Below are 8254 nucleotides of genomic sequence, written 5' to 3'. Positions count from 1 at the left end.
GCCAGGATCAAACTCTCCATTTAGGTGTTTGACTTGCTCATTACTTTTTTTGTATCGCTTTACATTAACCGAAGTTAATGTGGCAGTTTCACTCGTTGTTCAGTTTTCAAAGAACAATTTCTCTTGTTAATTCTTTTTGCGTCAACCGTCGTTTCTCTCAGCGGCGACTTTTATAATATACCATGACTGCCTACTCAATTGCAAGTACTTTTTTTCTTTTCTTCGACATTTTTTTTCGTTTGTCGATTCAAGTTATTTCCTTGCTTCAAAAGCGGCGTGTATTAATATATCACAGCCCGCAAAATATAGTCAAGCCCTATTTCAAAAAAAAGATACCCTCTGCTTGAAACAAGCGATTTGGGTATCTTTTGCCCTTCTATTTTATACAGCCAGCGTCATATATCGAAGCTCCAACGCCTCAGTATCTCCGCTTGCTGACATCACCGCAACTTCACGAATAAGCGAGCGTTTGACCAATCGTTGCAGCAGCAAGGATAAATCAACATGAAGGGTCTTAATTCGCTCATGCTCCTGCAGCTCGCTGATGCTCCATGGCTCCTCCCGGCTCATCATGATGCTAAAGAGCAAGGAACAGCAATCCTTCATTTTATTGATTACCGTAAACTCACAAGCGAGCATAACAAGTTGTACGCGCTGCTCCAGCGTTTCAGGGCTAACTGTTAATTCTTCATACAGCTTATACACCCCAGGATGTACCCGGCGCATTTGACGCCACACGGTTAGCTCTGGATGCTGCCCTTCTTCAATTAATACAATGTGCGCCCAGTGATGCAGTGCAGTTAGTATATTGCTGTAAGCATCCAGAATATTGCGCTCTTCGTAATCATGCTTTGCCTGCAGGTAACTTCTCAGAAAGCCGGAGAACTCTACAAACCGCTTTTGCTCTCTCATGACGTCCGGAAATTGTATAATGCGCTCACGAATATCGCTTATACGGCTGTCGCGCTCCAACAGTATCTCCCCCCGAACTATCCATTGAATAATACTTTTGTTCTCCCCACTTGCCAACCACTGCTCCAACTGACCTACACTCGCACTTCGGATCAGCACATGCTGACCTTCAATGCGCACATGCTCAATAATTTGAACAGCAGTCTGCTCCACAATTGCAAGCAGAAGCAAATCCAATCCTTCAGTCAACGGACTGTAAGCATAAGAGTTCTCGATTGCGATAAGACCAAGCAGCTCTGGCTGTGATTGATGTGTTTGAATGAAATGATCTTTTATATGTTTCACTTGGGCCTCCGTATAGCTAATCCAATATGATTAAGATATAATAATAATCTACGGTGTTTGTTATTTCGACAAGCCCGAGACAGTTTCCTGCTTACATGGATGGAAAAACCGTCTGATTTTAATAAGAATACCATGGAGAGGATGGACAAAGTGAATAAGTTTTTTTTCAAATCAGCGAAAATAAACGAATTTCGTCTGTGGGGGCTGATTTTCACACTTGTCGGCATGGGTGTTATGATTCTCGGTACAGCCGGAATCGTGCTTTGGGGACAAGCTGGTAAAATCGTTGCCGCAATTTTTATGGTTATTGGGATGATTTCCTTGCTTGTCAGTGTTGCCGTTTATTTCTGGGCAGGCATGATGTCAACCAGTGCAACGATGCTAACGTGTCCCGAATGTAATCGCCCGACGAAAATGCTCGGCAAAACAGATCGCTGCATGTTCTGCAAAACGATTTTGACACTCGATCCGGCGCAAGCCACACATGCTCCTTCCGAATAGTACGCTGCTCTTAAAAATAAGTTACATAAGCTTAAAAGGGCGTTGCCGCCAATGAAGGGCAGCGCCCTTTTTTGAACTAAAATAGCAGCTGTTTTAGAAGAAATCTATTAATTTTTATAGATGAATAGAAGAAGGCCATCGCGTGTTCTGCGAGGCCTTCTTTTTAAGAAAATTGTAGAATTATCATTGCAGTTTACGGTTTCTTATTCAATGCGGTATCAATCGTATTCCAGATCGCGTTCGTTTGAAAAGTGCGCTGCCAGGTTGCTACTCCAGCTAACCCGTACTTTTTAACCAACGCAATTCTAGCTTTGATCGATAGCTCGTCCTCAATCCAGATGCGTTTCAGCGCTTCCTCTTCCTTATACTCCACATAATGCTGCCCAGCATCGCCATCGAGTACAGGCTTCAGCTTATTTTGCGTAATGATTTCTTTCACTTTATCCATGCCAAGCGCTTTAGAGCTAACCTTGGTTTCGCCCTTCTCTTCGGTCTCCGTCCAAATACGGGTATATAGCGGCATGCTCAATATAAGCTTGCTCGCAGGAACGCCATCTTCGTCCAATATTCTCTTCAAAGCTTGCTCCGTCCAAGGCAGCGAAGCTACCGAACCCGCAACCGGACTTGTCGCCCAATGCTCGTCATAAGCCATAACCATCATATAGTCTACAACTTTACCCAGCGCTTTACGATCCAGAAAAACAGACCACATCTCGCTGTTCGACTTAGGCGTCACATCAATAGATACAACTAGACCCGCTTCATGAAGCAGCGGCGTCAGCTCGCGGACGAACTGGACCAGGTTTTCCTTATCTTTCGTATATACATTTTCAAAGTCTACATTAATGCCCTGCAAATGATAAAGCTCTGCAAATGCAAGCAGCTGCTGGATCATATGAAAACGCGTCTCTACAGTCGCAAGCGCCGCGCTCGTCCGATCAGGCTCAAACCCGTTGCTGAAAAGCGCCCACACTTGCATCTTCTGCTCTTTGGCCCACTTTACATATACGGGATCTGCTTTGCCTTTAATTGTGCCATCCTCATCCTGAAGCTCAAACCAGGTTGGACTGACGACATTGACGCCTTGCATTTCCGGAATGGTGGCGGGATCTGGCTTGCGTTGATAGACAGCCTCCCAAGTTAGATTGATTTTGCTGCCTGTAACCTTCCAGGCAACAAAATCCGTTTCGTTATCGCTTGGCGCAATTTGCTCCATGCTGGTGAGAGCCGTATTATCCTTAGCAATATACCCAGGGTGCCCATCCGGTCCCTGAACGAGCAGCCAGCCATCGCTTTCTCCCCAAACTCTGAGCTTGCCCGCGAGTGGAACCTTCTCCACAATCGGCGCCCGAATCGTAGGCTCTGTCCGTATGGCCGCTCCTTTTTCCCGCTTCGCTTCTGCCAGTTGAATAGCCTCTCCCGACTGAAGCAAGGTGACAACGCCTGAATCTGCAACATACTCCGTCTGCAGGCCATAAAGCTCCTCGATCGGCGTAATTGGAATATAAACGACATCATCCTGCACCTCAGCTGTAATCGTCAAGTCAAACGGCTTGCGGTTCACGGTCGCTGTCAAGGAATTTGTCTGCAAACGCAGCACCTTATTCGCTGTAGTCAAAATAATCGAACCGCTGTCCGCTTCATAGCGTATAGGCTGGTCCGCCCCAAGCACCTGCTGAAGCACAGGAAGCGGCAGCTTCACCTCGTTATTTTCAATAATGGCACCTTGCTTCATCACTTCGCCATGGACAACGATTGGATTTTTCACCCCATAATCGGGATCCATTTGTTTAAAATTAGGAATGTAGCGATCGTATACAAACCAACCACCACCTGCTGCCAATATAATGATTAAAAAGAGAAGTATATTCCGAGCTCCACTGCTCTTGCGGCGACGAGGAGTTCGGCGAAGCATAGTTTCCAAGCGTATCTCGCTCCTTTATAAAAGACGAAAGCGTGCATATCCGCGGTTGAACGCTTCCCTGCACGCCATCAATTTGTTAGGTTTCATTCATTCTTGATTGTTCGTTCTTATTTCTTAGCTGCCGCACAAGTAGAGCAGGAACCGTAAATTTCCATTCGATGCCCTTGCACGATAAAACCGGTCTCCTGCGATGCGACACGCTCCACCTCAAGCAACGGCGGGTATTCAAAATCAACAATTTGGCCACAGTCATTGCATATGGCATGATAATGCTCCGATGTATCCGCATCAAAGCGGCTGGAGTCATCCCCATAGGTCAATTCCTTAACAAGCCCCGCTTCTACAAATAACCGTAGGTTATTATATATGGTCGCCACGCTCATGCTTGGAAAATTAGGCGACAGTGATTTATAAATTTCATCGGCTGTCGGATGAGTCATCGATTCCATTAAAAAGCTTAATATGGCATGACGCTGCGGGGTCATACGGACACCATTCATTTTTAATTGCTGCAATGCTGCATTGACGGCTCCCATTCCCCTCACGCCTTTCGTTAGTAGTTAAAGCTATTGTACGTGTTTTCAAAATGATTTGTCAATGAATGCGGTTATTGCTCCGCACCGGCATACTGTATGGCAATACTGTTATTGGCATTAATTTGCAAACGGTATTGCCCGTCTCCAACCGTACCCCGCACCGTTTTTTTACTGACTTCGAGCGGCAAATCCGTCATAATCGCTCCAAAGGTGACTGATCCATACACCGTGTAACTGCCATATCGCGGGACAGTCAGCTTAATTTCTCCTACGGAACTATCGACGTCCCAGTCACCGCCTACCACCGAGCTCGCCAGCTCGATGCCGCCATTTAAGGTTGCAGCCTTAACGGAGCCGCTCGCTTCATTAATATTAACTTTCCCATTTTTCGTATCGGCTTCTATATTTCCGGAAATGCTGGTCATCTTCAAAGCCCCATTGGTCGCTTCTGCAAAAACATCACCTGTTATAGATGCTGCGGTAACAGCCCCATTTAATAAGGTTATACTCGCATCACCCGTTATATGACGAAGCGTAATCGTTCCATTATTTGCTTTTGCCTGAATACTGCCATTTATTCCTTCTGCTAAGATTTCGCCTGTATCGCTGGAAAGCTCCACGCCTCCGGGAGCATCGAGGTTTTTAACTTTAATCGGCCCATTATCAGTATGCACGAGTACAGAAAGCTGTCTCATCGGCTGTTTATTCCGCTGCTGCTCCTCCACTTGTTCTGGCGACTGCTCGGGAGTAGGTGTTGTTGATGAGAGGGTTGTAGCAGAGGCTTGTTCCACGTTATTAGACGAATTAGACGAATTAGTCGAGCTTGGATCTGGCGTACTGTTCTCCTGTGCAACTGGATCGTCCGACTCAAGATCAATTTCAGCCTCGGCCATTTCCTCTACCTGAACATTCGGCAATCGCGGCACAGTTACGGTAATATTGATACGCGGTTTACGCGTTCCATTGTCCCCATAACTGCTGCTTTTGGCCTGCAGGGTGATTTTCTCACCGCTTGATGACGCCTCGATCTTCGCTTTTTCGGCCATTTTATCAGCCTCTGCTTGATCATCGACGTCAACCCATACCTCGGTATCAATGCTGATAACATCATTATTTCCGCTTTGGAGCGTCACTTTTCCATTCACATTGTAAATCTGAATAGCTGTCGTCTTTTCTTCCATCGGAACGATAAGCACTTCTTTCTGATAATGAAAGCCTTTTTCCTCGCCGTAATCCTGTGCGCCATTCAAATCGACATATTGATCAATCCAGCGGAAAGGCAAATCTGCATATTGCGTTACCAAAAAGCCAAAGCCCGCAATGACAACTGCTGCCATGCTTCCGATAAAATCAAGCCGCAATTGCTTTCGCGTCCGCCGCTGCAATAGGCTGTAGGCGACGAGCTCTCCTCCTAGACATATAAACAGCGCAGGCCACCAATAACGCATTAGCGCAAAAACATTGCTGCTGTGTATTTCATCCCACAACAGCAATCCACCTGCAGCTGCAATAAATAATGCAGCTGTGAAGCTTCCCAGCCGAAACACCTCCGCCACCCGCTGACGCAAAACTAAGCCTACCGCAAGCAGACCTAGAACAGGGCCTACCGCATAACTCGCCGCGTCGTCAAACCAAGTGAACAGCGTGGTCGGCTGCCTAAGCATCAGCAGCAGCATAAGCAAAATGCCTGCCACCATAATGAGTATGCCATCCCTAAGCTTTAAACCGGGCTGCATTTCCGCTTGCCGATCCAAACTTTGCAGCGCATCGTAAACACTAATAAAATAAAATACAGGCAGCGCAAGCCCTAAGTAAACAATAAGCAGTAAATGCTTCGCGCCATCAGCATCCGCCAGACGGACAATGGTCCCGCCATCAAGCAAAATACCAGCGGCTAGCAGCAGCCCTCTCGTATATTCCCCCGTATATAAATGTCCTGCTCCCGGCCATAGAAAGGCCAGCAGCACCGTAAGCAGTCGACTTTTCCTACGCTCCGCTTTCATCCCATGCTCCTGCAAAACATGTCCTCCATATGTGCAAGTTTATTGCTTATTATTGTACCATAGATGCCCCGTTCATAGGCTTTTGCTTGGAAATGCAAAAAAAGAGCCGTCCAGCTTGTGGACAGCTCTTCATTGATTATCATTAATCTACTTGCATGTTAATGAAGCTATATTAGACTTGCTGAAGGCGTTCCAGCAGCATTTTGTTAACCATTGCCGGATTCGCCTTGCCTTTTGTCTCTTTCATAATTTGGCCGACTAGGAAGCCGATCGCCTTCTCCTTGCCTGCACGGAAATCCTCAACCGATTGCGGGTTCGCTTCAATAACTTTATCGACGATGGCAATGATTGCCCCCTCATCGCTAATTTGTACAAGGCCCTGCTCTTCTACGATTTGCTGCGGCAGCTTGCCGGATTCCAGCATTTCCTTGAAGACGGTTTTAGCGATTTTGCTGCTGATTGTGCCTTTCTCCAGCAAGCCAATCATTTCTCCAAGCCCTTGTCCGGTAATTTTCACATCGGACAGCTCCAGGCTGTTCGAGTTCAAATACCCGAGCAGGTCGCCCATAATCCAGTTGGATACAGCTTTCGCATCCTTCGTATAGGACAAGCTTGCTTCAAAAAAGTCTGCCATTTTCTTCGATGCCGTAATAACATCAGCATCATAGGAAGGCAAGCCGTAATCGCTAGTATAGCGGGCTTTACGTGCATCTGGAAGCTCAGGAATTGAAGCTTTGACACGTTCTTTCCACTCTTCATCGATATAGAGGCGAACCAAATCAGGGTCCGGGAAATAACGATAGTCATGGGATTCTTCTTTGCCGCGCATCGAAATCGTCTTGCCCTGCGCTTCATCCCAGCGGCGAGTTTCTTGAACAACCTTATTGCCGCCGTCCAGCACCTCGGCCTGACGCCATTGCTCATATTCAAGGCCACGCTGAACACCGCGGAAGGAGTTCATGTTTTTCAGCTCAGCGCGCGTGCCAAGCTTCTCTTGTCCATAAGGACGAAGGCTGATGTTTGCGTCGCAGCGCAAGCTGCCCTCTTCCATTTTCACATCCGATACTTCGCAGTAAAGCATAATCGCTTTCAGCTTCTCTAAATAAGCTTTCGCTTCCTCAGGTGTGCGAATGTCCGGCTCGGAAACAATTTCAACGAGCGGCGTGCCGACACGGTTAAAGTCAACGAGCGAGGCATAACCTCCATCAACGTGAGTCAGCTTGCCCGCATCCTCTTCCAAGTGCAGACGGGTAATGCCAATTCGTTTCGCAACACCGTTCACTTCAATATCAATCCAGCCGTGCTCGCCGATAGGCTGATCAAATTGCGAAATTTGATAAGCTTTAGGTGAATCGGGATAAAAATAGTTTTTACGGTCAAATTTGCTGACATCAGCAATTGTGCAATTGAGCGCCATCGCCGCCTTCATTGCGTATTCAACCGCCTGCTTGTTCAGCACCGGCAGCACGCCGGGATGACCGAGGCAGACCGGGCAGGTATGCGTATTAGGCGGAGCTCCGAAAGCGGTGGAGCAGCCGCAAAAAATCTTGCTGTTGGTGTGCAGCTCAACGTGCACCTCCAGCCCGACTACCGTTTCATATTGAGTCGCTTCAGACATCGTTAATCCTCCTTAGAATTTTGCTGGGCGAAGTTACTTTGGTGGCATAGAGCATGATGAAAAAGGAGCTGCGCTGCGCGAAAAGGTTGACTTTCGACCACTGTTGCCCAAGCATTTTTTTGAAAATATAGGAAAGGATCATATTTCTCCATCCTTTCTCTATATTTCCACGCGAAACGGTAGCTTTGCCGCCAGAGGACGGCGGCAGCCGTTTACGCTTGATCAATCCTGCTCAGCGGTAAAATTCTTGGGCAAAGGCGAACGCTTGCGCTTCTACAGTTCAACCTTTCCACTCCGCTTGCCTTTTTCATCTAGCTTCTATGGCAGCAAAAAAGTAAAAATCGCGTCGCAAGCTAGCTTTTATAGCAAGGTAAAACCTGCAGGCAGCATCCGCTGGTTAGCCCCGCAAGGCTGA

7 protein-coding genes are annotated in these 8254 nt (G+C 47.1%); 2 read left to right on the top strand and 5 right to left on the bottom strand.

The annotated features are described in order from the left end of the window. Positions 1 to 381 precede the first annotated feature (381 nt). Positions 382 to 1257: a nucleotidyltransferase-like protein gene (locus ABEW34_RS22530; protein ID WP_430161564.1), complete on the bottom strand. Its 876-nt coding sequence runs from the start codon at positions 1255 to 1257 to the stop codon at positions 382 to 384. A 150-nt stretch (positions 1258 to 1407) separates the two neighbouring features. Between ABEW34_RS22530 and ABEW34_RS22525 the strand changes: the two genes are divergently transcribed. Beyond that, positions 1408 to 1758 (top strand): YgzB family protein, encoded by a 351-nt coding sequence (locus tag ABEW34_RS22525; RefSeq protein WP_231594383.1) that lies wholly within the window; start codon positions 1408 to 1410, stop codon positions 1756 to 1758. Between the two features lie 193 nt (positions 1759 to 1951). On the opposite strand, the gene ABEW34_RS22520 is transcribed toward ABEW34_RS22525, so the two are convergent. From ABEW34_RS22520 to gatB, 4 genes are all read right to left on the bottom strand, one after another. Continuing rightward, positions 1952 to 3673 (bottom strand): glycosyl hydrolase family 18 protein, encoded by a 1722-nt coding sequence (locus ABEW34_RS22520; RefSeq protein ID WP_430161580.1) that lies wholly within the window; start codon positions 3671 to 3673, stop codon positions 1952 to 1954. Between the two features lie 116 nt (positions 3674 to 3789). After that, a complete protein-coding gene (gene perR, locus ABEW34_RS22515) occupies positions 3790 to 4218 on the bottom strand; it encodes a peroxide-responsive transcriptional repressor PerR (protein WP_056043983.1) in 429 nt (142 codons plus the stop codon). 71 nt (positions 4219 to 4289) lie between these two features. Then, entirely contained in the window at positions 4290 to 6236 is a 1947-nt protein-coding gene (locus tag ABEW34_RS22510) for a DUF6677 family protein (RefSeq protein ID WP_430161561.1), read from the bottom strand. A 157-nt stretch (positions 6237 to 6393) separates the two neighbouring features. Further along, the gene (gene gatB, locus ABEW34_RS22505) at positions 6394 to 7839 is read right to left on the bottom strand and encodes an Asp-tRNA(Asn)/Glu-tRNA(Gln) amidotransferase subunit GatB (RefSeq protein ID WP_430161559.1); all 1446 of its coding nucleotides are present in this window, start codon (positions 7837 to 7839) and stop codon (positions 6394 to 6396) included. 103 nt (positions 7840 to 7942) lie between these two features. Here gatB and ABEW34_RS22500 point away from each other — a divergent pair, with 103 nt between their 5' ends. Then, a complete protein-coding gene (locus ABEW34_RS22500) occupies positions 7943 to 8254 on the top strand; it encodes a hypothetical protein (protein WP_430161557.1) in 312 nt (103 codons plus the stop codon).

The organism is Paenibacillus algorifonticola, from assembly GCF_050481745.1.
Classification (GTDB): domain Bacteria; phylum Bacillota; class Bacilli; order Paenibacillales; family Paenibacillaceae; genus Pristimantibacillus; species Pristimantibacillus algorifonticola_A.
This window is presented reverse-complemented; position numbering and strand designations above follow the sequence as displayed.